The 26,805-nt window shown below is 62.8% G+C and carries 23 protein-coding genes; 15 read left to right on the forward strand and 8 right to left on the reverse strand.

The window, feature by feature from the left end; genetic code table 11:
• Positions 1-70 precede the first annotated feature (70 nt).
• The 3 genes from AC1DX0_RS05300 (at position 71) to AC1DX0_RS05310 (ending at position 3,478) form a co-directional block, all read left to right on the forward strand.
• Positions 71-1,006: a hypothetical protein gene (locus tag AC1DX0_RS05300; RefSeq protein WP_477354503.1), complete on the forward strand. Its 936-nt coding sequence runs from the start codon at positions 71-73 to the stop codon at positions 1,004-1,006.
• A gap of 405 nt (positions 1,007-1,411) precedes the next feature.
• Entirely contained in the window at positions 1,412-2,941 is a 1,530-nt protein-coding gene (locus AC1DX0_RS05305; protein WP_477354506.1) for a sensor histidine kinase, read from the forward strand.
• A gap of 216 nt (positions 2,942-3,157) precedes the next feature.
• Positions 3,158-3,478 carry a hypothetical protein gene (locus AC1DX0_RS05310; RefSeq protein ID WP_477224466.1) on the forward strand — a complete coding sequence of 107 codons (321 nt, stop codon included), beginning with the start codon at positions 3,158-3,160 and terminating at the stop codon, positions 3,476-3,478.
• Between the two features lie 232 nt (positions 3,479-3,710).
• Here AC1DX0_RS05310 and AC1DX0_RS05315 read toward each other — a convergent pair whose 3' ends face one another.
• The gene (locus AC1DX0_RS05315; protein ID WP_477224467.1) at positions 3,711-5,267 is read right to left on the reverse strand and encodes a serine hydrolase; all 1,557 of its coding nucleotides are present in this window, start codon (positions 5,265-5,267) and stop codon (positions 3,711-3,713) included.
• 174 nt (positions 5,268-5,441) lie between these two features.
• On the opposite strand from AC1DX0_RS05315, the gene AC1DX0_RS05320 reads away from it, so the two are divergent.
• The gene (locus AC1DX0_RS05320; protein WP_477354509.1) at positions 5,442-7,100 is read left to right on the forward strand and encodes an acyl-CoA synthetase; all 1,659 of its coding nucleotides are present in this window, start codon (positions 5,442-5,444) and stop codon (positions 7,098-7,100) included.
• Positions 7,101-7,131: 31 nt separating this feature from the next.
• Here the strand turns inward: AC1DX0_RS05320 and AC1DX0_RS05325 are convergent, their stop codons facing one another.
• Complete coding sequence (locus tag AC1DX0_RS05325) at positions 7,132-8,115, reverse strand: methyltransferase (protein WP_477354512.1); 984 nt, start codon at positions 8,113-8,115, stop codon at positions 7,132-7,134.
• 45 nt (positions 8,116-8,160) lie between these two features.
• Positions 8,161-8,961, reverse strand: a complete 801-nt coding sequence (locus AC1DX0_RS05330; RefSeq protein WP_477224470.1) for a DUF2066 domain-containing protein — start codon at positions 8,959-8,961, stop codon at positions 8,161-8,163.
• Between the two features lie 101 nt (positions 8,962-9,062).
• Here AC1DX0_RS05330 and AC1DX0_RS05335 point away from each other — a divergent pair, with 101 nt between their 5' ends.
• Together AC1DX0_RS05335 and AC1DX0_RS05340 are read left to right on the forward strand one after the other, a co-directional pair.
• Entirely contained in the window at positions 9,063-9,662 is a 600-nt protein-coding gene (locus AC1DX0_RS05335; RefSeq protein ID WP_477224471.1) for a CGNR zinc finger domain-containing protein, read from the forward strand.
• 179 nt (positions 9,663-9,841) lie between these two features.
• The gene (locus AC1DX0_RS05340; RefSeq protein ID WP_477354515.1) at positions 9,842-10,816 is read left to right on the forward strand and encodes a nucleoside hydrolase; all 975 of its coding nucleotides are present in this window, start codon (positions 9,842-9,844) and stop codon (positions 10,814-10,816) included.
• Between the two features lie 124 nt (positions 10,817-10,940).
• Here the strand turns inward: AC1DX0_RS05340 and AC1DX0_RS05345 are convergent, their stop codons facing one another.
• Complete coding sequence (locus tag AC1DX0_RS05345) at positions 10,941-11,846, reverse strand: sulfotransferase domain-containing protein (protein ID WP_477354518.1); 906 nt, start codon at positions 11,844-11,846, stop codon at positions 10,941-10,943.
• A 102-nt stretch (positions 11,847-11,948) separates the two neighbouring features.
• On the opposite strand from AC1DX0_RS05345, the gene AC1DX0_RS05350 reads away from it, so the two are divergent.
• The 4 genes from AC1DX0_RS05350 to htpG all read left to right on the forward strand — a co-directional run bounded on the left by AC1DX0_RS05350 (position 11,949) and on the right by htpG (position 16,934).
• Positions 11,949-12,914 carry an Lpg1974 family pore-forming outer membrane protein gene (locus AC1DX0_RS05350; RefSeq protein ID WP_477224474.1) on the forward strand — a complete coding sequence of 322 codons (966 nt, stop codon included), beginning with the start codon at positions 11,949-11,951 and terminating at the stop codon, positions 12,912-12,914.
• Between the two features lie 226 nt (positions 12,915-13,140).
• Positions 13,141-13,437: a hypothetical protein gene (locus AC1DX0_RS05355; protein ID WP_477354521.1), complete on the forward strand. Its 297-nt coding sequence runs from the start codon at positions 13,141-13,143 to the stop codon at positions 13,435-13,437.
• A gap of 303 nt (positions 13,438-13,740) precedes the next feature.
• Positions 13,741-14,604: a hypothetical protein gene (locus AC1DX0_RS05360; protein WP_477354524.1), complete on the forward strand. Its 864-nt coding sequence runs from the start codon at positions 13,741-13,743 to the stop codon at positions 14,602-14,604.
• A 443-nt stretch (positions 14,605-15,047) separates the two neighbouring features.
• Positions 15,048-16,934: a molecular chaperone HtpG gene (gene htpG / locus AC1DX0_RS05365; RefSeq protein ID WP_477224477.1), complete on the forward strand. Its 1,887-nt coding sequence runs from the start codon at positions 15,048-15,050 to the stop codon at positions 16,932-16,934.
• Positions 16,935-16,950: 16 nt separating this feature from the next.
• Here htpG and AC1DX0_RS05370 read toward each other — a convergent pair whose 3' ends face one another.
• Both AC1DX0_RS05370 and plsY read right to left on the reverse strand, forming a co-directional pair.
• A complete protein-coding gene (locus AC1DX0_RS05370; protein ID WP_477354527.1) occupies positions 16,951-17,931 on the reverse strand; it encodes a GlxA family transcriptional regulator in 981 nt (326 codons plus the stop codon).
• Between the two features lie 161 nt (positions 17,932-18,092).
• Complete coding sequence (plsY, locus tag AC1DX0_RS05375) at positions 18,093-18,767, reverse strand: glycerol-3-phosphate 1-O-acyltransferase PlsY (RefSeq protein ID WP_477224504.1); 675 nt, start codon at positions 18,765-18,767, stop codon at positions 18,093-18,095.
• Between the two features lie 585 nt (positions 18,768-19,352).
• On the opposite strand from plsY, the gene AC1DX0_RS05380 reads away from it, so the two are divergent.
• The 4 genes from AC1DX0_RS05380 (at position 19,353) to AC1DX0_RS05395 (ending at position 25,231) form a co-directional block, all read left to right on the forward strand.
• Positions 19,353-21,896 (forward strand): bifunctional diguanylate cyclase/phosphodiesterase, encoded by a 2,544-nt coding sequence (locus AC1DX0_RS05380; protein ID WP_477354533.1) that lies wholly within the window; start codon positions 19,353-19,355, stop codon positions 21,894-21,896.
• Between the two features lie 264 nt (positions 21,897-22,160).
• On the forward strand, positions 22,161-23,693 hold the full coding sequence (locus tag AC1DX0_RS05385) for an FAD-dependent monooxygenase (RefSeq protein WP_477224479.1): 1,533 nt from the start codon (positions 22,161-22,163) through the stop codon (positions 23,691-23,693).
• A gap of 98 nt (positions 23,694-23,791) precedes the next feature.
• Positions 23,792-24,499, forward strand: a complete 708-nt coding sequence (locus AC1DX0_RS05390) for a hypothetical protein (RefSeq protein ID WP_477224480.1) — start codon at positions 23,792-23,794, stop codon at positions 24,497-24,499.
• A gap of 90 nt (positions 24,500-24,589) precedes the next feature.
• Positions 24,590-25,231 (forward strand): glutathione S-transferase family protein, encoded by a 642-nt coding sequence (locus tag AC1DX0_RS05395; protein WP_477354530.1) that lies wholly within the window; start codon positions 24,590-24,592, stop codon positions 25,229-25,231.
• Positions 25,232-25,273: 42 nt separating this feature from the next.
• Here AC1DX0_RS05395 and AC1DX0_RS05400 read toward each other — a convergent pair whose 3' ends face one another.
• Entirely contained in the window at positions 25,274-26,167 is an 894-nt protein-coding gene (locus AC1DX0_RS05400) for a translation factor GTPase family protein (RefSeq protein WP_477224482.1), read from the reverse strand.
• A 101-nt stretch (positions 26,168-26,268) separates the two neighbouring features.
• On the reverse strand, positions 26,269-26,439 hold the full coding sequence (locus AC1DX0_RS05405) for a hypothetical protein (protein ID WP_477224483.1): 171 nt from the start codon (positions 26,437-26,439) through the stop codon (positions 26,269-26,271).
• Positions 26,440-26,547: 108 nt separating this feature from the next.
• Here AC1DX0_RS05405 and AC1DX0_RS05410 point away from each other — a divergent pair, with 108 nt between their 5' ends.
• Positions 26,548-26,694, forward strand: a complete 147-nt coding sequence (locus tag AC1DX0_RS05410) for a hypothetical protein (RefSeq protein WP_477224484.1) — start codon at positions 26,548-26,550, stop codon at positions 26,692-26,694.
• Positions 26,695-26,805 lie beyond the last annotated feature (111 nt).

Here is a 26,805-nt window from a genome sequence, read left to right on the forward strand (position 1 = left end):
GCTGACGAAACCGTAGGTGTTGAAGCAAAATGGCATTACTCTGCGCAGTCTGGGGTCTTGGGGCAAAAGGATGGATTTCGGCACAGGCCATGGCTACCTCCTCATCGGCGGCCTCATCCTGGTTGGTGCCGGGCTGCTGATCCTGTCGCTGATCGTCAATCTTCGCGTCGCCCACAGCGTGCGCGACGACGTGCGCCATCGCGAAAAGCTGCTCGAATATTACCGCAACATCTTTTCACAGCTGGGCGTGATCCTGATCGGCATCGGCGTGTCGCTGTTCATCTTCTTCTTCCAGCAGAACTATCAGGACCAGCGCAGACGCGAGACGGAACTGCAGCAGGTTCTCGCCAAGCTGGCGGCGCGCATTGCCCGCGGCGCTCCCGTCGTCGGCTCGCTTGGCGAATTCGACACGCTGCTGGATCAAGGCGGGCCCTATGTCAGTCCGGAGCTTGGGGGAACGAACGCCGCGGTCAGCACGCAGGGAACCGAGCTCGGCAAGCAGGTCGCCGAGATCCTTCTGGTCGAGCGCGACGTCGATATCAAGGACTTCGACATCCTGAATCTGTCGCGCGATTTCGAATCGTCGTTCGTCGTCAACGAGCTCGATCCGACGCTGTGGTTCAACATCGTGCGCGACGAGAGCGAGATCAAATACGCCACCACCCAGCTCGCCCTCGACTATAAGGACCTGCAGGACGCGATCGGTGGCGATCCGATCGAGGTCGCGATCGCCAATCCTGAACAGGGGCCAAGGATCAAGCACGAGGTGCTCGACATCTTCTACGATGCCGACCTGCTGCGCCAGCGCAGCAGGCGATTTCTCGGCCGTGCGTGCTGGCTCCTTGGCAACGGGCGCGGCTTCGTCAGCCTTCGACCGATCGATGCGATCGAGGCCGATGCCAGGTCGCACCAAGAATGGATCGACCGCTCGAAACCGCTGCTGACGCAGGCAAAGTCGGGCAGCGGCGAKTGCTTCAAACTGCTGCGGTACGGCCCGGCGTCGTGAGCTGGGAGCGTGTGGGCAAGGCCGCCGCTCTGGTGTCAAAACCAATCACTCCCAACAACCGGGTTCGACCCATTGCGGACTCTTAGTTGCGGGGCTCGCTTGACGCGATCCGCCCCCTGAGGCGTTGTTCGTTTGCTGCTGGTGAATGGCGGCTTTGCGCCTCACATCGGTCGCTCAGCATTGCGCAACCGCTGCCTGTAAGCAGACGAACCGGCTGGAGCCTCGCTGGAGGCAGACCATCCGCTGTTATGTATGGGAGCGCTTACGCGAATCCAGCCTCGTGGCAATCCGATGTGTGTTGTGAGAGCCGACCTCAGCGAGTAATGTGGATCGCCCTCAGCATCGCCACGGCAAGCTGATGGTTGGAAGATGCTTCGCGCTTTCGCCTGCAAGGGAGGATGCGTGTTGAACGACCTTCTAGACACTGCGCCGATAGGTGATCCACCGTCGAATACCAATTTCCTGTCAGGTGGCGGCGAGATGGGCTCGCTCACCCGAGCTTACGACTGGAACAAGACGGACCTCGGGCCACCTCAAGGTTGGCCTCAAAGCTTGCGTACCACCGTCAAGCTGATGCTCCAGTCGCGTCACCCCATGTTCATCTGGTGGGGGCCCGATCTCATCCAATTCTACAATGATGCCTACCGTGCGACACTAGGACCTGAACGGCATCCTAGTGCCCTGGGAGACCGTGGCAAGGATTGTTGGGCGGAAATCTGGCACATTATCGGTCCTCAAATAGAATTCGTTGTGGCCGGAAAAGGATCGACTTGGGACGAGGACGCCTTGGTCCCGGTGACCCGCCACGGCAAGCGCGAGGATGTCTGGTGGACGTATAGTTACGGGCCGATTGATGTCGATGGCGAGGTCGGTGGGGTCCTGGTCATCTGCAATGACGTTACTGAGAGGCATCTGGCAAAGGAGGCGTTGGAAGATCACACTCGCTACCTTGAGCAACTCTTTGAGCAAGCGCCCGGTTTCATAGCGGTGCTCCAGGGTCCGAACCATATCTTCGAAATCGCCAACGCTGCCTACAAGCGCCTGGTGGGGGATCGAACATTCGTCGGGAAAACTGTGCGCGAAGTGATCCCGGAGATGGAGGGCCAAGGCTTTTTCGAATTGCTTGATGAGGTCTATCGAACAGGCGTCGCTCATGTCGGCAGACGGGTACCAGTCATCTTTGTTGGAGACGCCGAAGCGCTTGCCAAGACAAGAGTGGTCGACTTTGTCTATCAGCCGATCATCCTGAGAACCGGGGAGAGCACGGGAATCTTCTGCGAGGGGATCGACGTGACTGACCACGTCCAGGCCGAAGAGCATCTACGACTGATGAATCAGGAATTGAAGCACCGAGTTAAAAACACCCTGGCAATGGTCAGCGCAATCGCCGGGCAGACCCTTCGTGGAACTCCTTCCGCATCTGCGCTTGCGACCTTCCACGGGCGTTTGGCCGCCTTCGGAAAGGCCCACGACACTCTGACGGCCGACACCTGGGCTACGGCGTCAGTAAGGAATGTTGTCCACGACGCACTTGAAGCGCACCGGACCGGGCAAGGGAGGTTCATCATATCCGGCCCAGACATCACCTTGGGCTCGAAGCAGGCGTTGTCGCTCGCCCTTGCCACCCATGAGTTGGCGACGAACGCTGCCAAGTATGGGGCGCTTTCCAGCACCCGGGGCACGGTTCACGTTTCCTGGCGGGAGGAGCGTGAGGGAGATGCGGTCATGTTTCACTTCGAGTGGAAAGAGGCAGACGGCCCATTGGTCACGGCACCGATGAAGAAGGGCTTTGGGACTCGCCTCATCAATCGCGTTCTATCGGCAGATTTCGGGGCGCGCGTCGAGATCGACTATGCACCCGGCGGGCTGGTCTGCCGCCTCGTTKCTCCAACTCAGAATTTGAACCAAGACCACCCTGCTTTTGCGGGCGAGTGATCCGGATAGCAAAAGCGAATTGTTCAGATGCCCATCGACGCGCGGCGTGCAGGGCCGTACCATCCTGTTGTCAAAAATGGTCTCCGGAAAGTGGCCTGGCCGCGCATGCTACGGCGATGATAAGCGCGCTTAACAGACACACTCATGCCGTTGCGGCGCTACTGCCCTTGATGATCCGGAAGTGACGCGTCCAGTGACCAGGGTTAGCGAACGACAATGGCAGGCAAGAAGATCACTTGGCCGTTGTCGACTTGCGGCTATGCAAAGCCGCTAGCCGGCTGGCTGCAGGGAGCAAAGCTTATAGAGGCTGCTTTGGCGATGCATGCGCCTGGAAAAGGAGTGCTAACAATGGCCTACACGCTGATTTGGTACGGTAGGCAAGGTATTGTTGAACAGATTCCCTTCGACGCCGAGAAAGCTGCTCGCGACCAAGCGCTCGCGACCTTTCCCATTCGCAAGGAGGTCGATGGTATCGTGGCCGTGGAAGTTCGCAAAGATGACGGCACGGTCGTTTTCAGTCTGGCAGGCGGTCACTGACCGGTCGTATTCCTTCAATGGAGCCCTGCGCCAATTTTGGTGACCCAAGGCATTCCCAAGGCACGTTTGGACGCAAAAGAGTCTGCTTCCCATCCCCATCATCCCGAAACCGGACCGTCTGCTCTCGGCCCCGTCCCGGTCGTTGAGAAACGCACGTCCGAAGAGCTACTTCTGGCGCAATGTGCTCGTTCTAACAGTTGAGCCGAACGGCAACTCCCGCCCCTGTCAGCACCTAGTCGCCCACCCGCCGCAGCGTGCCGAGATGATTGTCGTCGAGGAAGTCTATGGTCATCGCCGACGCCTTGCCGTCGGGGCCGACGACGAAGCTCACGCCGGTCGGCCTGTCCGGCGTCTCGGCATCGGGGAAGGTCAGGAACAGGTCACCGTCGAAATGCGTCAGTGAGTAGGACCGGGCGCCGGCCGGGCCGACCTTGAGCACAAGGCTGGCTCCCGCGCTCGCCACGACAGCATCGCCGATGAAGTCGTTGGTGTAGCGGCCGGCATAGGCACTGGCCGGCGCGGCCGGCCTTGCCGGAGACGGCGGCGTGGCATAGGTGGCCTTGGCCGCCTCGACCACCGGACCGAACATGCCGTTGTAGATGCCGTCCCACGCCTTGATCCAGTCCTTCTCGACCGAACCCTCGAAAACGAGATCGGCAAAACTGTCGGACAGCCCCTCCGGCACACCTGTCGGGAAAGCGTTGGCGAGGATGACGATGCCAAGCTTCTCCTCCGGGAAGACCGTCACCAGCGTACGCGCGCCGACGCTGAAGGCACCCGCATGGCCCCAGCTCAGGCCATGGCGGCCGAATTCGACATTCCAGCCGAGGCCGTAGAATGATGCACCGGCCGAGACAGGGTTCTTGCCCCGCGTCATCAGCGGCACATGCATCTGGTCGAGAGCATCGGCGGCAATCAGCGTCTTGCCTGCATAGACCCCATTGCCGATGATGAGGCGCACCCATTGCGAGAGATCGCGCGCGGTGGAACTGACGCCGCCCGCGGGCGCCTGCGCATCCGGATCACGCTTGATCTTCGCGGCCCAGGCGCCATCGACCTTGACATGCAGCGCGGCATGATCGGCGTGCTTGACGAAGTCCGAATGACGGGAACTGGTCGAGGCCATGCCAAGCGGACGATAGAGCTTCTCCTCGGCGACATCCTCCCAGGACTTGCCCGTCGGCATGGCGGCGGCAATGGCGCCCTCGGTCAGCCCGAAATTGCTGTAGGAGTAGCCGGCGCGAAAGCTCGACGATGGCGGCACGAAGCGCAGGCGATGCAGGATCTCGGCGCGGTCATAGCCAATGTCCTCCAGGTCGTCGCCGGCGGTGCCCGGAAGCCCGCTGCGGTGCGAAAACAGGTCACGGACGGTGAGTTGGCTGGTCGGATAGGGATCGGCCAGCCGGAAGGCCGGATCGAGATCGGCGATCTTCGAATCCCAGGACACGATCCCGTCGCCGACCAGCGCCGCCACCACGGTGGCGGAGACCGGCTTGGAAAGCGAGGCGAGCTGGAACACCGTGTCTGCGTCGACCGCTTCCGGCTTGCCGGCCTCGCGATGGCCGAAGCCTTTCAAGAAGATCACTTGGTCATCATGAACGACCGCGATGGCGAGACCGGGCACGCCACCGCCGGCGACGGCGGCTTGCGCCAGCGCTTCCAGCTTCGGCACCGCAGCAGCGATGCGCTCCGGCGTGACGGGGTCGGCCGACGCCGCATGGGGCCACAGCGCCATCACGGCGATGACGGCCCAGATCCTCAATGTGCAGAGATTCCGATCAAGCCACATGCTCGCGCCTCCCCTCCGTGCATTCACCCCGCAAATAGTACAGCCTGGCGCCGGCGCGGCCAATGCTGGCTCACCTCGCGACTTTCGCCGCAATCGACCATCGCCACGATTTCAGGCAATCTGACAGATGATGGCGCGCCATGGGGAGATGGAGCGCCGCCAGGGAGGACTGACATGACCAGCAAACAAGCCGGCTTGCCGCGCTACGACGACGCCGTTGCGGCCTTTCGCATCGAAGGCGAAATCGCACGGCTTCACGGCGACCCGGCGACCGGCATCAATGCCTATGTCGAATGCTGCGGCCGCTATTCAGGCCAGAACCGGCTGGCGCTGCGCACGATCTCCGCCGGCGGCGAACTGCGCGAGTTCAGCTTCGACCAACTCGCGGACATGTCCGGCCGTGTTGCCAGCCTGCTCAGAGATGTTGGCGTCGGCCCCGGCGATGTCGTCGCCGGCATGCTGCCGCGTATCCCGGAACTGGTGGCGCTCATCCTYGGCACATGGCGCATCGGCGCCGTCTACCAGCCGCTGTTCACCGCCTTCGGTCCGAAGGCGATCGAGCATCGCTTGGGCTACAGCGGGGCAAAGCTGGTGGTGACCAATCCGGCCAATCGCGGCAAGCTCGACGAGATGGAGACCTGCCCGCCGATCGCCACCATCCTTGGTCACGGTGACCCCCTGCTCGCAGGCGATATCGATTTCCGCGCCGCCCTTGCCACCGCCTCGCCGGATTGCGAACCCGTCATGCGCAAGGGCGACGACCTGTTCATGATGATGTCGACTTCGGGAACAACGGGCCTGCCCAAGGGCGTGCCGGTGCCGCTCAGCGCGTTGCTCGCCTTCGGCGCCTATATGCGCGATGCCATCGGGCTGCGCCCCGACGACATCTTCTGGAACATCGCCGATCCCGGCTGGGCCTACGGCCTCTACTACGCCATCACAGGCCCTTTGCTGCTCGGCATTGCAACCACCTTCAACGAGGGCGCCTTCACCGCCAGGAGCACCTATCAGGTCATCGAGCGGCTCGGCGTCACCAGCCTTGCCGGTTCGCCGACCGCCTTCCGTCTCCTCCTTGCTGAAGGACCCGACGCCGCCGCCCGCATCAAGGGCCGGCTGCGTGTCGTCAGCAGCGCCGGCGAGCCGCTCAACCCGGAAGTGATCCGCTGGTTCGACGCCCACCTTGATGCGCCGATCCACGACCATTACGGCCAGACCGAGAATGGCATGATGGTCAACAACCACCATGGCCTTGCGCATACCGTGCGCGCGGGGTCCGCTGGCTTCAGTATGCCGGGCTACCGCATGGTGGTGCTGGACGACGAAGGCCGCGAACTCGGCCCCAACCAGCCCGGCATCCTCGCCGTCGACATCGCCAACTCGCCGCTGCGCTGGTTCGACGGCTACCACCAGGAGCAGACGCCGGCGATTGYGGGCGGCTATTACCGCACCGGCGACACCGTGGAATACGAGCCGGACGGCTCGGTCTCCTTCATCGGCCGCGCCGACGATGTCATCACYTCGKCCGGCTACCGSATCGGSCCSTTCGACGTCGAAAGCGCGCTGATCGARCATCCSGCGGTCAACGARGCGGCGGTGGTCGGCGTGCCCGATCCGCAGCGCACCGAGATCGTCAAGGCCTTCGTCATCTTGGCGCCCGCTTACCAGGGCAGTCCGGAACTGGCCGAGGAGCTGGCCCAGCATGTCCGCAAGCGGCTCTCGGCCCACGCCTATCCGCGTGAGATCGACTTCGTCGCCGAACTGCCGAAGACGCCGAGCGGCAAGATCCAGCGGTTCCTGCTGAGGAAGGCGGAGGTGGAGAAGCGGAAGGGGTGAAGCGGGCCTACCAGCAATTAGACCGCGATCTTCAGCCGAGGCGCCCACGAAACAAGGTAGTGCCGTCCGTCAGGCGCGACCTGGAGATATCGCGCAATCCCGCCTCGGTCATCCACGCGCGATACTGACCTTCCGTGTAGGATTCGCCGTGGCGATAGAGGTTCAGGAAGGTGAGGTTCAGAAAGACACCCTCAGGCGGGCCGAGGCGGTCGTCATCGACGACACCCCACCCGGCAATTGCGATCTCGCCTCCAGGGTTGAGGCAACGCGCCGCGTTCAGGATCGAACTGCGCGCCTGGTCCGGCGGCAGGACCTGGACGACGGCCTTCAGGATCGCCAGATCGTGCCGACCGATCGATGGCGCGACAGTGATGTCGCCCTCTTCGACAACCACGTCGTTGGCGCCGTATTCTGCCAGGATAGCCGGCGCGACSGCTGCGACCGTTGGSAGYTCCATCAGCGTCGCCGCRATMTGYGGCCACCGCTCGCGMAGTCCGACSAGAATGGTSCCGGCGCCSCCGCCGATRTCGATCACCGAACGAATYGCCGAGAGGTCCAACTCGCGGGCSAGATKTCGGCCGAARATCACCCCGCCYGGTGCSAGCATGCGGCTGAAGGCYGCCGCGGACTCAGGCCCTGCTTCGGAAAAGTCGTGCAGCGCGGCCGGCCGGTTCTGTCGCAACGAGTCCGCGGTCAAGAGGTCGGCTCCCCAGAGCTCGCGCAGGAGCGCATGATCGCCGCCGCGATAGTCGGGCTTCGACGCATCGAGGAAGGCGGACGCCTCGGCTCCGTTGCGAAATTGACCATCCCTAACTTCGAGGAGACCGATGCTGGCGAGCGCGTAGAGCAGCCGCGACAGACGATCGGGCTCGACTTYGAGCGCGGCCCCAAGGCTGTCGGCAGTCGCGGCACCGCCACCGAGCCGGGTGAAGACGCCAAGGTCCAGCCCGGCTCGAAGCGCCAGGGCGGACGGCACCGCTGCGATCAGCCTGTCGATCCGATCGGAATCCACCATGTCACCTCCCCTTCCGCGGCCCAGAACCGAACTTCGAAGCAGCTTCTAATGAGTTGGTCGCAGCCGCTTGGCGGCTCCTCCCACGGCATCGCGGAAGGCGGCATCGAAGTTTACGCCGGCGATCTCCCAGCTTGCATCTTTCGCGATGAGGGGTAGCCGCCAAATGGCATGCCAGCCCGGCTCGTCGGTTTCCCAATCAAGCCGACCGACCAAGATCGCATCGGCGCCCAATCTGGATTTCAGCGTCATCAACTTATCCGCCGGAATTGCATCAATGCTCCCGAGCGTAACCGCTGCCGCCGCCAGATCGGCTTCTTTCGCGAATATCACAGGCATCGAGAACCGTGCCGAGGCATCCTCAAAGCTCGCGCGCATGTCGGAACCGTGGGCGCCGTCCGCCGCGAGCATATAGCTCCGCGCCATATCGGTGACTACGAGGACGATTGCCAGCTTCGGGCGCGGGCCCAGCCAAGGCGTCTCACCCAGCGCCGCCATCGCATCGTCCATCCGCTTTCGGTCAAACTGGAACGTGAGGTCAAAGGGGCGGTCGTGTGTGCCTTGTTCGTCGTGGATGGGAATGCCGAACATGCGATCATGATAGGTATACGACCAAACCATGGCAGTGGCCTTGATCGCCAACGAAGCGAAGACCGGATTTTGCGCAATATCAGGATTTCCCGTCAGCTTTTGCGCCGCCAGTTCGAAGCCCTGTGTAACGGCGGGGATGCGTGTTTCCTCACGATCTCCAGTGACAATCACGCTTGAACGATAGAGCACATCGTCATCCGCCTGCGCCAGGCTCGAGAATGCGAACCACGCCACGAGCGTCAACGAGATGGCCTTCATGGACGCCTCCCAGCCCTCTTGAGTAACCGTATAAACGGTTACATATTGGATGGATGGAATCAACTGAATTTATCCGCACCTACCTCTCGCCGCTCGGCCGCATGCGCATGTTGGGCGGCGCGCCGGCACTTGACCTTGCGAACACTTTGCACTGGCGTGACGGGAGCGAGGTCGATTTCATTCCGACCTATCAAGATATGTTGGCCTTTTGCGCTCCGGCCCAGTTGCTGTCTGACGACGAGGGGCGTGCGCTGAAGCGCATGGCGCGACATCATGGCAGCGCAGCCGGCAAGGTGCATCTCGAGGTGCTGAAGCTGCGCGAAGCCCTCAAATCGTGGCTCGCTGTTTCGGCACGAAATCTGAACCATGGAATGGCGCCGAAGGCACTGGCCTTGCACCGCATCCAGGAAGCGATAACACGGGCGGGCGGCACTGCCGGCTTTGGCGACATTTTGAAGCTCGCATCCGATTCCGCGAATGAGGCTATTTACCTGCCGCTACGCCGGTCCGCGGCCGCTGCTGCCATGTTGGTGCTGTTTCCGCCGGCAAATGACATCCGGCAATGTGAGGCCGACCATTGCGGCGGCTTCTTCATAAATGACAGTCGCTCGAAACCGCGGCGCTGGTGCTCGATGGATGGTTGCGGCAATCGTGCCAAGGCAGCGCGCTATCGCCTGGCACACCGAAAATCCGTTGCGTAGCATCCGTCCAGGGCGCACGCTCTTCCACAGACGCCCGTGTGACTGTCACGGAACGTTCCTGAGCCTGACGATCAGCTTCTGACCGTCTCATGCAATGTGATACCAGCGCCCGCCGGCTTTTGGCGGGCTTTTTGTGCCGGGAAGCCTCACAGTCTCGGCCGATAAGGGAGGTGCCCACCATGGAAAAGATCATTCTCGACTGCGACCCTGGGCATGATGACGCCATCGCCATCCTGCTGGCGGCRGGCAATCCRAAGATCGATCTCCTCGGCATCACCACGGTTTCGGGCAACCACAATGTCGAGAACACCACGCGCAATGCGCTCTCSGTMTGCACCGCCTATGGCATCAAGGTGCCGGTGGCGAARGGCTCTCCMGGSCCGCTCMTCATCGACCAGGTGCTGGCCGTCGAGATCCACGGCGAGACCGGACTGGACGGCCCCGTGCTGCCGCCCGCCTCGTTCGACCTCGACAAGCGRCATGCCGTCGACTTCATCATCGACACSGTSATGGCGCATGAGCCGAAGACGGTGACGCTGGTGCCGGTCGGCCCCTACACCAACATCGCGCTCGCCGTGCGCAAGGATCCGCGCATCATCAGCCGGGTGAAGCGGGTGGTCGCGATGGGCGGCGCCTATACGCGCGGCAACATCACGCCGGGGGCGGAATTCAACGTCTATGGCGACCCGGAGGCCGCCGACGTGGTGTTCCGCGCCAATTGGGACGTCACCATGGTGGGGCTCGACCTCACCCACCAGGCGCTGGCCACCCCGGACCTGCAGGACAGGGTGCGCGCCATCGGCGGCCCGATGGCCAAGTTCATCCTCGATATCTGGGAGTTCATAGCCACCACGCATGGCGGCCTGCTGCAGATCGAATATCCCGCCATCCATGACGCCTGCTGCGTCGCGGCGATGATCGACCCAACCGTCTTCACCACCGAGAAGGYCGACATCCGCGTCGAGCTAGCCGGCCGGTGGACCAAGGGCATGACCGTCTGCAATTTCGAGAAAATGGGCGGCATGCACCATTTCGGCGGCACGGCGAGCGARCAGACCGACTTCCGCCACACCGTGGCGATGAAGCTCGACCATSCGAARTTCTGYGAYCTGATCGTRGATGCGCTGGAGCGGTTGGCCAGGCAGAAGGCGTGATTGAAGCGTTGTCCGAACGAGCCGGTCACAGCCGGTTCCCCTTGGACTTCATCAATTCCAACTGACCTTCGCTGGGGATGCCTCATGGCGTCGATCAGGTAGGCAGAAGCTTCATGCCGTGCAGTCAGCCCGGCAAATAACCGAACCTTTCCATTTGAGCATGGTGCTTGGATACGATCTGGTCTACCTGGCTCGGCGTCAGAACCTCGCGCCATTGATCGGTTTTGCCTGCGCGGAAGAAGCTCGCCGTGGCCGCTTCGGGCCGCTCCCGAAAACCGCCCTCCTTTTCCTCAGCCTGCAGTCTCTCGAATGACGACATGTCGAGCGCGCTGTCGAGTTCGGCGGCAGATGGATTCATCTTGAGATGACTGGCAAGTCCGGCGAAGGTCTTGGCTTGATCGGCAAGCATGTCTTCATATCGCATGACGTAGATTGCCGGATGCTGCGACCGGGTCCAGCTGTGCACATGCTCGCTCCAGGAGCCCCAGATTTCATACACCTGCTTTTCGCTGATCGTCGTGCGCATGCCTTCACAGGCCATGAAATCGATTGTCTCATCAATGGGCCTGCCGCGATGGTGCGACAATGAGATGACCACATCGAGCGGGTTCCTGACGATGTAAACGGCGCCCGCCGTCGCGGCGGGACTAATGACTGGCTGTCCCTCGTCCATCAGCAAGGCATTGTGCGTCTTGATAAAGGCGACGCCACCCGCCTCGTCAGCGAGCTTGACCTGCACTTTGGGACGCAGCGTCGGGATAAGCTCTACGTCTTCTTTGGTTATTTCTCGCCCGGCCAAGACGGAATAGCGCCATCTCCCGGCCTCGCCACTGGAGAAGCGCCCCATATTGTTGATCGACTGCGCACCAGCCTCGCCATGAAGAACCCTCAGCAGGCTGTGAAGGAAATGCCTCGTCCAGGTGTTGCCGGACTTCGGGTATGACGCCAGCCAAACTATTCCGGATTGATGGGACARACTGGCCTCCTTACCGCCTTGCCATCGCTGATAGCGTCTCCGGCATTTTTGCAACAGTTGTTAGAATTCTAATGTAGTAACATACGCGTGAGTTGAAACCTTAGCCGGTCCCGCTGCATGTGACGTTGCGGAATGAATTGGGCTTTGGGATTTAACATGCATCTGAAAAGATTACTGCTTCTGGGCGTCTCGTCCATAGCGTTGGCGGCCTTGGCGCCGGCGGCGCGCGCTGCCGATCTCGCCGATACCTCGCTTCCGGTTGCGGCTTCGTTGCCGCTGACGGTCTTCATCGAAGGCGGCGTGAACTGGGCGAACGGCGACCGTCTGTATCCGAACACGCCTCTCCCTGACTTCTTCTCTCCCTTCGCGGGAGCAGGCGGTGAAGTTGCGGCGGGTCTCGACTATCGCATCAACGAAGCCTGGCATGTCAGCGCAGCCTTCCGCTACGGCTGGAACAAGCGCAACAAGAATCACGACGCGACGGAGAGCGTCACCTTTGCGCGGCCGCCGGGAGACGGTACAAACGGCTCGAACGGCTCGATTGACGCCACAGGCGCCCGTGCAGGAACCGTCCATGTGCGCTCGTCGCATTTCGTTGCCGATTTCGCGGTGGGCCGCGACCTCGGCATCGGATCCGGACAGGCTCAGGTCAAGCTTGGGCTGCGCTACGCCGACCTGAGCGAGAAGATAAGCGGTCCAGGCGTTGCTTACACCGATTCCGGCTTGGGATCGCTGACTTCTACCGACAACGCATCTCTGAAGAGCCGCTTCCAGGGCCTCGGCCCACGTATCGCGGTCGAAGGCAGCATGCCGATATCGGGCCAGTGGGGCGTCGACTATGGCGCGGGCGCCGCGTACCTGTTCGCTCTCAAGCGCGACCGGACATTTGCGCTCGAAGACGGTGAGACGATCACCCAGTCCGACAAAAAGGGCGTGTTCAATCTCGATGCGTCATTGGCGTTGACATACAACTTCACGGAAACCACCAAGGTGGCGGTGGGATACCGAGCGGACGCGTATTTCGACGCCCTGCCTGGAATCGATTTCACGAAACCAGGCGGCGGGGCCGATACGACCCGTGTCTATCACGGAGCGTTCCTGAGACTGACGACCAGTTTCTGACCGTCTCACGCATTGTGAGGCAATGGCCCGCCGGCTTCCGGCGGGCTTTTTTGCGTAGAGACGTCGACTGACAAAGCCACACATGCCCACTGCCAGAAGGCTGTCGGCGCACCATCCTGAGCGCCGGCTGAGAACGATGTCTCGTCGTTAGGAGACGGATTGGCGGAGGTCAGTGCGCCACCCYGTCCGTTGCATGCAGCAGCCTCCAGGCCGAGCCGAGACGGCCATGGAACTGCGAGGCACAATGCTCCGCGGCCGCATCCTCAAGGCCATCATCGACCAGCGCCTCGATGCTTCGCCGCATCAAGGCAAGCTGCATCTGCCGGGCGTGTTCGAGGTCTGCCTCTCGCATGATTGCCGTGACGTGGTAGGCGACGACGGGTTGCCCGAGGCACGACAACAGAGCGCTGGCCTCGGCTGTTACAGCAGTAATCGCATCTTCGATTTTCATTCTGGCGATCCTCATCAAAATGATGCTGACGCCTCCCCGCAAGGCGACGGTGGTCCGTCGCTTCTTTTTTAAAATTCAAGCTGCCGCGCGCTCCCGAAAGCCTCGCGCCAGTCTAAAAATTACTGTCTTCTCCGGCTCCCCCAAGCAGCCTGGTTTGGCAGCCTCGTTTGGCCAAGAACAATATCCGCCAAATTTGATTCAAAGGCGAACGGATAGTTAACTGATGGTTAATGCCGGCGCTTGCCATCCCTCCCCGATCAAGATGTTTCGTCTCGACGTTTCCTGCCGCGCAATCGCCGCAAAGCTGCCCGATGGCTGCCTTGCCTGTTGATCGCCACGAAGAAAGGTTCTGTCATGCGGTTGGTCTGGACGGTCATGTTTGCACTTGCGAGCAGCGCGGCTTTCGCCGCCACGCCCGAGGACGATTATATCGCCGCGCGTGACAAGGCGATCGCGGCCATCGCGGCGATGGACAGCGCGAACACCCCGGTGGAAACGCTCGATGCGGCCAATGAAAAGGCCCGCGCCGATCTCGAAACGCGTCTCAACGCCCTGCTCGGCCCGTTCACGGTCAAGGATTTTCCGGCAACCGGCACGATCAACCTCGAAAGCCTCAGCTCCTCCGATGTCGGCTTCGGCATGCTGGACGGGCTGCGCCATGGCACCGAGGATGGCCCAAGCATCGTGGCCTCGACGCGCGGGCTGGTCGAGCGCTGGCTGCAGTCACGCGCCGCCGAGACGGACGCCGATCTCAAACTGCCCACCAGCTTCGACGCGGCGCTGAAGCTCGAYGCCTTCTACACCCAGGCCATCGGCAGCGACGCCGCCTTCACCGGCACGCTCGACTTTGCGCTGAAGACACCTGACGGCGCCGACATGGCGATCGCCCGGCTCGGCGGCTGGGCACAGGATGTCGGGCCTAACTACGACCAGGAGGTCGTCGTCACGGTCGTCAAGGGCAACAGCGTGCTGATCGCCGAAGCGCCCGCGACCCCGCCCATCCCCAAGATCGCAGCCTGCGACGCGGTGTGGACCGCCGCCGACGCCGCCGCCCAGAAACTGGCCAAGCAGGCGACCGACGACAGCGACGAAAACACATCCGACGCCGCCAATGCCGCCTGGACAAAAGGCGACAACGACTTCCGCGCCTGCCTGGGCAAGAGCCTGCCGGCGGATGCGGCCTTCCCGGCGCTGCAGGCGCAGGCGCAGGCGCTGGCGGATCACATGGCGGGGAAGTAAGGCCAATCCAGCTTGGGTTCCTCGCCCCCACGAAAGTGGGGGAGAGGTGGCTCGGCGAAGCCGAGACGGAGCGGGGGACGCCCTCCGCAAAGCCAGAGCCGGCCGAGAATTAGGCACAGCAATGCGTAGCTTTCAGAAGCAAGCTTCCAACCGTCAGCGCTGCCCCCTCTCCCACCGCTTCGCGGCCACCTCTCCCCCGCTTTGCGGGGGCGAGGAACCCAAGTCTTGAGATGCCGGCAGGACAGCGCCCTCTCTGCCCTGCCGGCTTTCGTCGCTCGGAAAGCCAAGCAATTGGCTTCCCGTCCGCTGCGCGGACCGCTCCTCAACCCCCACGAGGGGGGAGATCGGCAAATCGGAGTTGCCAGCGCAATTGAAAATGGTTGAAAGGAAGTCCTGCACGCGCCCCGGCGCGGCAGGCGGATGAACAGCGTGGGAAAATTGGAATGACGACCGACACAAAAGCGACGGAAACCAGGGCGTTCGAGGCTGACGTCTCGCGGCTGCTGCACATGATGGTGCACTCGGTCTATTCCGACAAGGACGTCTTCCTGCGCGAACTGATTTCCAACGCCGCCGACGCCTGCGAAAAGCTACGCTTCGAGGCCGTCAGCCGTCCCGAATTGCTGGGCGACGACCCCAAGCCGCGCATCTCGATTTCGGCTGACGCGGACAACAAGGAGATTACCGTCGAGGACAACGGTATCGGCATGAGCCGCGACGACATGGCCGAGGCACTGGGCACCATCGCTCGCTCGGGCACGCGCGCCTTCATCGAGCGCGTCGGCGCAGGCACAGAAGACACGCAGCTCATCGGTCAGTTCGGCGTCGGTTTCTATTCCGCCTTCATGGTCGCCGATCGCGTCGACGTCATCAGCCGGCAGGCGGGAAGCGAGGAGGCCTGGCGCTGGTCATCCGACGGCAAGGGTTCTTACGAGATCGCGCCCGCTCCGCTCGAAGCCGCTCCCAAGCGCGGCACTCGCGTCGTGCTGCATCTCATGGACGACGCCGTCTCCTACACCGGATCCTACCAGCTCGAGCAACTGGCCAAGTCGCAATCGGGCCATGTGCCGGTGCCGATCACGCTCATCGAAAAACCCGGCGCCGAGGCGCGCGACATCGCCGACGGCACGGCACTCTGGGTCCGCCCGAAGAGCGAGATCAAGCCTGAGGAATACACCGACTTCTACCGCGGCCTGTCGGGCCAGTATGACGAGCCCGCCGCCACCATCCATTTCCGCGCCGAGGGCCGGCAGGAATACTCCGTGCTCGCCTTCGTGCCGGGATCGCGCCCGTTCGATCTGTTCGACCAGGACCGCAAGGGCCGCATGAAGCTCTATGTGCGCCGGGTCTTCATCACCGACGAGGCCGACCTTCTGCCGCGTTATCTGCGCTTCGTGCGCGGCCTGGTCGATTCCGCCGACCTGCCGCTCAACGTCTCGCGCGAAATGATCCAGGAAAGCCCGCTGCTCGCCTCCATCCGCAAGGGCCTGACCAACCGCGTGCTCGGCGATCTCGTCAAGCTGGCCGAGAACGACACCGAGGCCTACGCGAAAATCTGGGAGAATTTCGGCGTCGTGCTCAAGGAAGGGCTCTACGAGGACCATGAGCGGCGCGAACAATTGCTGAAACTCGCCCGCTTCCACTCGACCACATCAGGCGAAGGCTGGCGCGGCCTTGCCGACTATGTCGCGGCGATGAAGGAAGGCCAGAAGGCGATCTTCTTCATCGCCGGCGACGACCGCGCCAGGCTCGAAGCCTCGCCTCAGCTCGAAGGTTTTAGGGCGCGCGGCATCGAGGTGCTGCTGCTCACCGACCCGGTCGACAGCTTCTGGGTGACGATGGCGCCGGACTTCGACGGCAAGCCGTTCAAATCGGTGACGCAGGGCGGGGCCGAGCTGTCCGACATTCCGCTGCTCGATGATGCAAAGACGCCGGACACACTGGCGACACCGGAAGTCGACAGCTTCCTGGCCTTCGTCAAATCCGCGCTTGGCGATGCCGTCTCGGACGTGAAGGCGTCCGACCGCCTGACCGAAAGCGCTGTCTGCCTGGTCGCCCCCGAACACGGCCCCGACCGGCAGTTCGAGCGGCTGATGAACGCCGCCGGCCGCCTCGACAAGGCGGCCAAGCCGATCCTCGAAATCAACCCGCGCCACGAACGCGTGCTGGCGCTCGCCGGCCTCGGCGAAGAGGACCAGGCCTTCAAGGACGACGCCGCCCACCTCCTCTACGACGAGGCGCGCGTGCTCGACGGCGACAAGCCGGCGGACGCCAGGGCGTTTTCGCAGCGTCTGGCCCGGCTGATCGCGCGCGGCATCTCGAAGGGCTGAGCTTCGCGGCCGGGCTTCAGTGCTGCGCCGCGGCGGCAGGCATGCGGTTGGGATGCCTGAGATGGGTTGGCGTGATGCCGGTCTGCTGGCGGAACACGCGGCTGAAATGGCCGGCATTGGTGAAGCCGCAGCGATAGGCGATGTCGCCGATCTGCAGGTCGCTGCCTTCGAGCAGCGACTTCGCATGATGCACCCTGAGCGCCAGGTAGGCCGCCATCGGGCCGATGCCGAGTTCTGTGCCGAAAAGCCGTTCGAGCTGGCGCCGCGAACAGTTCAGGCGGCTCGCGATCTCGCTGACCGRCAGCGTCTCCTGCAGGTTGCTCTCCATCAAAAGCAAGGCGCGCTTCACCGCGCGGCTCGACGCCGCTGGAAAAAGGTCGCCGACGGGCTGCACGTCGCGGCTGCTTCTGATGCGGTCGAGCACCAGGATTTTTGCCGCCTTTTCCGCCGCCTTCTGGCCGATGAACTGCGACACGAAATGGCCGGCGAGGTCGGCGGCGCCCGTGCCGCCGGCGCAGGTCGAACGGCCCCGGTCGACGGAAAACAGGCTGTCGGCATGGGCATTCACATCGGGGAACTGGTTGCGAAAATCCTTGATGTGGAACCAGCTGACGGCCGCGGCGTAGCCGTCGAGCAGGCCGTAGCGCGCCAGCACGAAACTTCCCGTACACAGCGCCGTCAGCGGCACGCCCTTCTCGGCAGCGCGCAACAGGAAGGCCTCCTTGTCGGAACTCAGGCTACGGTTGGTGTCGAGCAGGCCACCGACCACCACGACATTGTCGAAATCCTCTGGATTGCCGATCCCTTTGGTCGGCAGCAATTCGACGCCGCAGCTTGCCCGGATCGGCAGGCCGCGTTCGCCGACGATCTCCCAGTCGAATTCTATCCTGCGGCTGCGGTCGCCCTCATCGCCCGCCAGCCGCAGCGTGTCGATGAACAGCGACAGCGGCGACAAGGTGAAGTCGCGAACCAGGAGAAACGCAAACCGCCTTGCCATTGTGTGTCCGGAACCGCCCTCGGCCTGTGCTGGAACCTGTTATCACCGATGCGTATGGTTTGGCACAGCCACCAGGCCCCGCGCTTCTCAGGAGCGGCCGCTGATGTCGGAGATAAGATCGACGGCCTCGAGAAGAGGGTGTGCTCGTGTGAGCCAGCGATCTAGATCTGCGGTTCCGTCTTCGATCCTGGGCTACCTTGCCCCAGGCGTGGCTCCGTTCCGGCCAGCAGTCGCCGGATGTTGGCACGATGGCGCGCGATCACATAGAGGCCGCCGGCAATCACCAGCAGCCGGTAGGGCAGCGGTTGCTCCAGGACGCAGACGAGAACGATCGCGGTCAATGCCGCCAGCATCGAGCTCAGGGAAACAATCCTGAAAAGTGCCAGCACGGCGCAGAAAACCGCTGCCGCGCCCAGACCGATCGGCCAGGACAGCGCCAGGAGCACGCCGAGCCCCGTCGCGGCGGATTTGCCGCCGGTGAAATTCAACCAGACCGAACGGCCGTGCCCCAGCAACACAGCAAGTCCGGCCAGGCAGACGGCCCATGGTACAAAGCTTTGCAGGTCAAGCCCTGCCGGGGGCGTAAGGAACGGCAACGGGTAGAGCCAGCGGATAAAGACGATCGCCGCCACACCTTTCAACACATCGACCAGCAGCACCGCCAGGGCAGGCCCTTTTCCCAGCGTTCGCAACACGTTGGTTGCGCCGGTTGATCTGGAGCCATGCTCCCGGATATCGATGCCCGTGAGCAGTCTCCCCGCCAGATAGCCGGTCGGCACGGAGCCGAAGAGATAAGCGATCGCCAATCCAGCCACGCTCGCTATCCAGAAAACCATGGATTTACCCTGTTGCTGCAGACCAATCGCCACGACCTTATAGAGCCGCTGTCGGAAAAGGCAGAGTTGGTTTGGTAAGCCCAACTCCTTTCACTACGAAGTCCTTTCGCAGGCGAAAGCTCTGGCCTTTGGCTTCGTGCACGAATTCCCCACGACGAACATCGGACGCTGTTAAGCACCCAATCGTTCGTCCGTGTGGCGCTCAACTCGAGGAACGCTCCGGTCGTACATCGCCCAGGGAGTAGTTCATGCAAAGCCACCCGAATAATGCTCGCAAAGCCAGCACCCGCATAGGCGTTTCGTCGGGTATCTGGCCCCGACACGTCCAGAAGGGCCGGCGACGCCGGCCGTTTTAAGCACTGCTCCGCCCGGCAAGTTGAAATGCCCCGCATAGGCTAATGCTGAAACTTCCTGCCAGCATGGAAGGGCAAATTTAAGCGTTTCCTACTAGGCTCGATCGATGAGCTATTGTCCAGGAAAGCTATCCGGGTCGAATTGACCACAACAAGATTCAATCTTGGCCGCGTGAGCCGGGCCGTTTTTTCTTCCGCCAACTTGCCGGCGGCGATCGCTTTTGTCGTGCTTATGGTTTGCGCCGTCGTTGCCGACCAGCAAAACAGAATGGTCTCTGATCAACTGGCGCGCGCCGACGTGCTGGCCAAGGTCAACATCATTCGCGCCAAGCTCGAAGGCAATGTAAACGGCAATCTTCAGCTTGTTCAGGGCCTCGTCTCGACCATCGTGACGGAGCCCTATATGGGCCAGCAGAGATTCGCCGCGCTTGCCGGCAATCTGTTCGAGCAGAAATCGCAATTGCGCAACATTGCCGGCGCGCCCGACCTCGTCATCTCGCTGATGTACCCGATGAAAGGCAACGAGAAGGCGATCGGGCTCGATTACCGCAAGAACGAAGCGCAGCGCATGGCAGCGCTGCGGGCGCGCGACCAGCGGGTGCTGGTATTTGCCGGCCCGGTCGACCTTGCCCAGGGCGGGCGCGGCTTCATCGGCCGCATTCCAGTCTTTGTGCCGACTGCCGGCGGCGGCGACCGTTTCTGGGGCATCGTCTCGGCGGTGGTCGATGTCGACCGCCTCTACGCGGCGAGCGGGCTGACCGACCCGGATCTCGACATCGATGTCGCGCTCACAGGCAAGGATGCGCTCGGCGGCGGCGGCGAACGCTTTTTCGGCGGCGACCATGTCATCGCCGGAAATCCCGTATCGGCCGATGTGCAGCTGCCGTCAGGCTCCTGGCAGATTTCGGCCATCCCCAAGGGCGGCTGGCCGGCGGCTCCGAAGAACGAGTGGACCTTGCGGTCGCTTATGTTGCTCGCCGGCGCATTGGTGGTGCTGCCGATCATGGTGGCCGGCCGGCTATTCGGCGAAAGGCAGAAGAACTACGCCGAGTTGAGGCGCCTGTCAGGACGCCTGGAGCTGGCTCTTGAAGCCTCTGGTATCGGCGTTTGGGAACACGACCTCACCACCAATGAAATGGTGTGGGATGACCGCGTCAACGAGATCTACGGCAGGTCTGCCGACGGCAAGCCGCGCGGCTATGATGACTGGGCGCAGGCGATCCATCCAGAAGATCTCGGACGGGCAAGACAGGATTTTGATGCGGCCGCTGCCAGAAAAGGCCCCTACTCCTCGCAATACCGGCTCCTGCGCGCCGACGGCACCGTCCGCCATGTGCGCACGCGGGCAACCTACTTCCAGGACATCGGCGGCACGCCCAAGCTGATCGGCGCCGAATGGGACGTGACCAGCGACGTGCTGCTCAACGAAAACCTCATTCGCGAGCGCCAGTTGACGGAATCGAAGAACGCCGAGCTTAATCTCGCCAAGGCGCATATCGAGTATGCGGCGCTGCACGATTCGCTGACCGGCCTGCCCAATCGCCGCTACCTGGATGAGATGCTGGCCGAAAACGGCCAACCGAACCGGCGCACGGCACTGCTGCACCTGGACCTCGATCGCTTTAAGCAGATCAACGACACGCTCGGCCACGCCGCGGGCGATGCCATGCTGATGCATGCCTCCAGGGTCATCAAGGCCAATGCGGGCCGTGACGATTTCGTTGCGCGCATCGGCGGCGACGAGTTCGTCGTGGTGAGCCGTGGGCTTGACGACGACGGGCTCTCGGCACTTGCCGACCGCATCATCGAGGAGATGCGCCAGCCTGTCGATTATCGCGGACATCCCTGCCGTTTCGGGGTCAGCATCGGCATCGCCGCCAACAGCGGCGTCGACGTGAAGCAGTTGCTGGTCAACGCCGATCTCGCGCTCTATCGGGCGAAAAGCCGTGGCCGCAACCGTTACGAGTTCTTCAACGAAGACCTTCAGAGYGAGATCGTGCGGACCAAGCAGATCGCCGACGAGATTCTCGGCGGGCTGGAGCGGCACGAATTCGTCGCCTACTATCAGCCGCAGTTCGACGCGAGCACGCTTGAGATCGTCGGCGTCGAGGCGTTGTCGCGATGGAAGCATCCGCGACGGGGCATCCTGGCCCCCGACGCCTACCTCAAGGTGGCCGAAGAACTCAACGTCGTGGCGCTGATCGACCGCATCGTCCTCAAACACGCGCTGGAGAATTTCGAGCGTTGGTCGCGCAGTCATCTCAACATCCCGCGCGTGTCGGTCAACGTCTCGGCCAGGCGGCTGGAGGACAAGGACCTGATCGAGGGTCTGCGCAAGCTCGCCATCAAGGCGGGAACCGTGTCGTTCGAGCTGGTGGAGTCCATTTTCCTCGATGAGAACGACGATCTGGTCACCTGGAATATCGACCACATCAAGGAWCTCGGCATAGACATCGAGATCGACGATTTCGGCACCGGCCATGCCTCGATCGTCWSSCTGCTCAAGCTGCGGCCRCGKCGCCTSAARATCGACCGCCARCTGATCACGCCCATCACCGGCTCAATGGCGCAACGGCACCTGGTGGCGTCGATCATCGAGATCGGCAAATCCCTCGGCATCGAAGTGGTCGCCGAGGGCGTCGAGACGATGGAGCACGCGCGTATCCTCAAGGAGCTTGGCTGCGATATCTTGCAGGGCTACCTTTTTGGCCGCCCGATGGAGGCCAAGGCCTTCAAGGCCTTCGCCCAGTCGCGCAAATGGCTGGCCGCAGGCTAGTTGGCCCCTAGTCGATGGCGTTGCCCTTTGCCGCCGCCATGCCTGTTGCAGACCAATCGCCACATCGCTATATAGCCGCTGTCGGAAAAGGCAGAGTTGGTTCGGTAAGCCCAACTCCTCTCGGTAACGAGAGCTCTGGTCTTTGGCTTCGTGCACGAGATCCCCACGACGAACATCGGACGCTGTTGAGCGCCCAATCGTTCGTCCGTGTGGCTCTCAACTCGAGGAACGCTCCGGTCGAACACATCGACCAAGGAGCAGTTCATGCACAACCCGATTCCCCATGATGTCGTCATTGCCGGTGCCGGTCCTGTCGGCCTGTTTCTCGCTTGCGAGCTGCGTCTGGCAGGCCTCTGCGTGCTGGTGCTGGAGCAGGCCGAGAACCCCAGCTCGCCGCTGAAGCGGCTGCCCTTCGGCATGCGCGGCCTCAACGTGCCCACCATCGAGGCCTTCCACAGTCGCGGCCTGCTGGACGACATTGCGCCGCCCGCGCAGAATGGCTCGGGCGGCGGCAAATTGGCAGCCGCGCACTGGATGCAGCAGCCGCGCCGCCCGGGCGGCCATTTCGCCGGCATCCAGTTCCACCTCGACGCCGTCGACAGCTCGAAATGGCCCTATCGCCTGCCGAGCCCGGCGAACCCCGGCATGGCGGTCGAGATGGAGCATCTGGAAACCGCGCTTGCCGCGCGCGCGACCGCGATGGGCGTCGAGATCAGGCGTGGCCTCGCCGTCGACGGCTTCTCCCAGTCGGACGAAGGCGTGACCATCCGCGCCGGTGGCAAAACTTTTCACGCAAGCTGGCTCGTCGGTTGCGATGGCGGCCGCAGCGCGGTTCGCAAGCTCGGCGGCTTTGCCTTCACCGGCACCGATCCCGAGTTCACCGGCTATTCCGTCGAAGTCGAGATGATCGATCCGGACACACTCAGCCTCGGCCGCCACTATACGCCGACGGGCATGTATACCTACTCACGGCCAGGCACGATCGCGATGGTCGAGTTCGATGGGGCCGCTTTCCACCGGATGGAGCCGATCACGCTTGAGCATGTGCAGGCGGTGTTGCGCCGCGTGTCCGGCACGGACGTCACCTTGACCGCTCTCCACCTCGCCACGACCTGGACCGATCGCGCCTACCAGGCGACCGCCTACCGCAACAAGCGGGTGCTGCTTGCCGGCGACGCCGCGCACATCCATTCCCCGCTCGGCGGCCAGGGGCTCAATCTCGGGCTCGGCGACGCGATGAACCTCGGCTGGAAGCTTGCCGCCACCATCCGCGGCGACGCGCCGGCTGGCCTGCTCGACAGCTATTTCGATGAACGGCATCCGGTGGGGGCGCAGGTTCTCGACTGGTCGCGCGCCCAGGTCGCGCTGATGCGGCCGAGCCGCAGTTCGCGCGCGCTCGAAGCCATCATCCGCGATCTCATCGACACGCGCGACGGCGCGACCTATTTCGCCGAGCGCGTCTGGGGCGTTTCGCTGCGCTACGATCTTGGCGGCAGCCACCCACTGGTCGGCCGCAGCGCGCCCGATTTCGAACTGGCCGACGGGACGAGGCTCGGTGAACACTTGAGGAACGGGCAAGGCCTGCTGCTGGACTTCGACACCAGCCCTGCCCTTCAGGCGCTTGCCGGCCGCTGGAATGGGCGGATYACCTATGTCGCTTGCAACGCCGGGGGGCGGCTGGGCCTGAGCGCTGTGCTCGTGCGCCCGGATGGCTTTGTCGCCTGGGCTGCTGATGCCGAGCCTGACCTTGAGGGCGCTGCCCAGGCGGCGGCGCGATGGTTTGGCGAACCCGAATAGCTGCCTGCGCGTGCTAAAGGAACTGTTTGAGCCTGATTTCGGTTGTCTGCAGTGCGAACTGCCGTTCCACGAAGGCAGCTGATGAGCGAACATGAAACATGGCAGACAAGAAGCGTTCCCTGCGAAAGATCGTGAGCGGCATCGTCGCGGCAATTGCCACCGCTCCTGATCGCACATCCGAGCGCGACACCCCTAAAGCGTCAGTGGTCGCCGAATGGCCGCTGCCGCCATCGGCAACGCTTGGCTCCTCCATGCGCCTGAAAGGGATCGAACGTGAAGTTCGAGCCCGCCTGCCATGGGTGGTGAGGAAGTTTGCCAAGGCTGAGACGGGCCGCATCGTCTTGCGCATGTTGAAAACCGACGCGGATGCGTTCCAGGCAGCCTCTGCAACCATCTCCAGGGCACTCGAGGGGATCGAAACACTGCCAGTGCTTCCGCGTGAGGCAGAAGACATTCTAACCATCTCCGCCCGCGAGCGTCACAAATGGCTGAAGGACGGGCGTCTGAAGAGCGTCGGCACGCGCACCGTCAAGATGCGCGGGCGATCCAAGGCCGTCACCTTCCATGTCTTCGATCCACGCCACATCGAGGACATTCTCGATCGTGATTTGGCGAGCACCTGGCGGGAGGAGGATGCGCAGGAAGTGACCGAGAACAGGCGGCGCGGTGCCGGCAAGGCCGCGCTGACGCGGGCGGGAAAGCGGGAGCGCACAGCTCGCAGTCCCAGGAAAGCCGGGAAGGATGACGCTCCGCAGCCAAAGTTGGAAGGCTGGGATACGTTCGAGGCGGAAGGCCTGCTGCGCTAAAAAAGCGAGGCAGCTTGTCGGGAACAGCCCCGGTCGTTCGTCCTCTGTGTGCAAGCGCAAGACCTGGAAACCAACCCTTCGGAGCCTCCCATGATCCCCACCATCACCGCCTTTGAACGCTCGCCCGATGGCGGCAAGGGACTGGCGCGCGACACGCGCGTTCGCTGGGCGCTCGAAGAAGTCGGGCAGCCCTATGAGGTTCGTTTTGTTTCCTTCGCTGGGATGAAGGCGCCTGGCCATCTGGCCATCCAACCCTTCGGCCAGATCCCCACCTATGAGGAAGGATCTCTATGCCTGTTCGAGACCGGCTCGATCGTCTTTCATCTTGCCGAGCAGCATGCGGGCCTGCTGCCTCGGGAGCGCGATGCCCGSGCSCGCGCSATCACMTGGATGTTTGCCGCGCTCARCACSRTCGAGCCGCCGGTCCTCGATTTGACGACGGCCAGGATATTCGAAGCCGACAGATCCTGGGCTCAGCAGCGTCTGCCGCTGGTGAAAGACCGTGTTCGGGCAGTGCTGGACAAGCTCTCGGCCTATCTGGGCGCCGCAGAATGGCTCGATGGTGCATTCAGCGCGGGCGATCTGTTGATGGTATCGGTGCTGCTGCGCCTGAGAATGTCGGGCATTCTCGACGAATATCAAAACCTGGCCGCCTATGTGGCGCGCGGCGAAGCGCGGCCCGCTTATGCCAGGGCTTTCGCCGCGCAATTTGCGGTCAACGGCCCATCGTAAGGCCGCACCCTTCGGCGCGATCACAGCGGCCACGAGCGGACGTCAGGCGAAGGCGGCCGCAGCGGGCGGCGGGTCAGGATCGACAGCAGTCGGAACGGGAGCGTATGCGGCGTAGCTGACGCTCAAGCGCGCCTGCCCGTTCGAACGCGAGCAGAGTGTCGACTCCAGTTTGAACATTGTGGCGAGCGGCACCATCGCGTTGATGACGACTGCGCTGTCGCGAGCTTCCTGGTCCCCGATCCGGCCACGGCGGCCCTTCAACTCGCTGACGATGCCGCCGGCATAGTCTGCCGGCGTCACCACCTCGACCCTCATGATCGGCTCGAGCAGTTGCACGCCGAGATGCGGCGCGGCTTTGCGAAAGCAGGCGCGGCCCGCAACCTCGAAAGCCAGGGCCGAGGAGTCGGTCTCGTGCCAGGCGCCGTCCACCAGCGTCGCCTTGACGCCGATCATCGGAAAGCCCGCAAACGGCCCCTGCGACTGGATGCTGCGCAGCCCCTTTTCGACCCCCGCCACATAGTCGTTCGGGATCACACCGCCGGCGATCCTCGACGCGAACACCAAGTCCGGATTGTGCGCGTTCGGCTCGAACATGATCTTGACGCGGGCGAACTGACCCGCGCCGGCCAACAGCTTCTTGTGGGTGTAGTCCTGTTGATGGCTGCGGGTGATCGTCTCGCGATAGGCAATTTGCGGGGCGCCGACATTCACCGCAAGATTGAACTCGCGGCGGATGCGGTCGATGATGCTGTCGAGTTCAACTTCGCCCATGGCGGCGATGATCGTCTGACCCGATTCCTCGTCCCACTTGACGTCGAAGCAGGGATCCTCGTCCGCCAGCCTCGACAGGAGGATACGCAGCTGCCCCTCATCGGCCCTCGATTTCGCCTCGATCGCGAGTTGCAGCAAAGGCCATGGCGCGGCAGGTTTTTCCATGACGATAGGATCGCAGCTTGACCGTATGTCCGCAACGGGTCAGGTGCGTCAACGATCCAATATCAGCCGCGCGCTACGGTGCCGTTGCCTGCCGAAACCAATCAGCGGTCCTGCGACCAGGCCCCCAGGCCCGCCATATCGGTCAGGCGGATCGCGGCCAAGGTCTCGATTTCCCTGGAGATCGGCGTCTGCCGCATGCTCTGCGCCTCAGGCTCGCTTTTGGCGGTGGTGAAGCGGGCTTGGCCAATCATGGCTCGAACGGCGGTCAGCATGTGTGRTGTTCCTTAGCTTGTCCTGGGCTAAGAACTTGGCGAATGCATTTACGTTCCAAGGGCTGCTGACAAAACCGTTCGGTGCAATCCAATCCACTGGCGGTTACGATGAGCCACGCAGCCCTTATCCAACAACAGAAAGTGATGGTCGGGATCGAAACCGTTTTGGGCAAGCTGCGAGTGAAGCGCTACGGTGGTTGTCAACCGGAGCAGGTAAATGATTGGAATGAAGTGGAACGCAACGACAGCGACTGAGGCGACCAGCTCAAATAGCCCCAATGAAACTATCGCTGGAACCAGCAATTCTGGAAGCGCAACGCAGGAACCCGTTCGCATTGAACAGTTTTGGGACAGGAACCGATTGGT

The organism is Mesorhizobium sp. P3_A9, assembly GCF_056402975.1.

Bases quoted from the DNA above. Each gene is read 5' to 3' on its own strand.
- AC1DX0_RS05310 (WP_477224466.1), top strand. From the start codon at position 3,158: ATGGCAGGCAAGAAGATCACTTGGCCGTTGTCGACTTGCGGCTATGCA.
- AC1DX0_RS05315 (WP_477224467.1), bottom strand. From the start codon at position 5,267: ATGTGGCTTGATCGGAATCTCTGCACATTGAGGATCTGGGCCGTCATC.
- AC1DX0_RS05330 (WP_477224470.1), bottom strand. From the start codon at position 8,961: ATGAAGGCCATCTCGTTGACGCTCGTGGCGTGGTTCGCATTCTCGAGC.
- AC1DX0_RS05335 (WP_477224471.1), top strand. From the start codon at position 9,063: ATGCGCATGTTGGGCGGCGCGCCGGCACTTGACCTTGCGAACACTTTG.
- AC1DX0_RS05350 (WP_477224474.1), top strand. From the start codon at position 11,949: ATGCATCTGAAAAGATTACTGCTTCTGGGCGTCTCGTCCATAGCGTTG.
- AC1DX0_RS05355 (WP_477354521.1), top strand. From the start codon at position 13,141: ATGGAACTGCGAGGCACAATGCTCCGCGGCCGCATCCTCAAGGCCATC.
- htpG (WP_477224477.1), top strand. From the start codon at position 15,048: ATGACGACCGACACAAAAGCGACGGAAACCAGGGCGTTCGAGGCTGAC.
- plsY (WP_477224504.1), bottom strand. From the start codon at position 18,767: ATGGTTTTCTGGATAGCGAGCGTGGCTGGATTGGCGATCGCTTATCTC.
- AC1DX0_RS05390 (WP_477224480.1), top strand. From the start codon at position 23,792: ATGGCAGACAAGAAGCGTTCCCTGCGAAAGATCGTGAGCGGCATCGTC.
- AC1DX0_RS05400 (WP_477224482.1), bottom strand. From the start codon at position 26,167: ATGGAAAAACCTGCCGCGCCATGGCCTTTGCTGCAACTCGCGATCGAG.
- AC1DX0_RS05405 (WP_477224483.1), bottom strand. From the start codon at position 26,439: ATGCTGACCGCCGTTCGAGCCATGATTGGCCAAGCCCGCTTCACCACC.
- AC1DX0_RS05410 (WP_477224484.1), top strand. From the start codon at position 26,548: ATGAGCCACGCAGCCCTTATCCAACAACAGAAAGTGATGGTCGGGATC.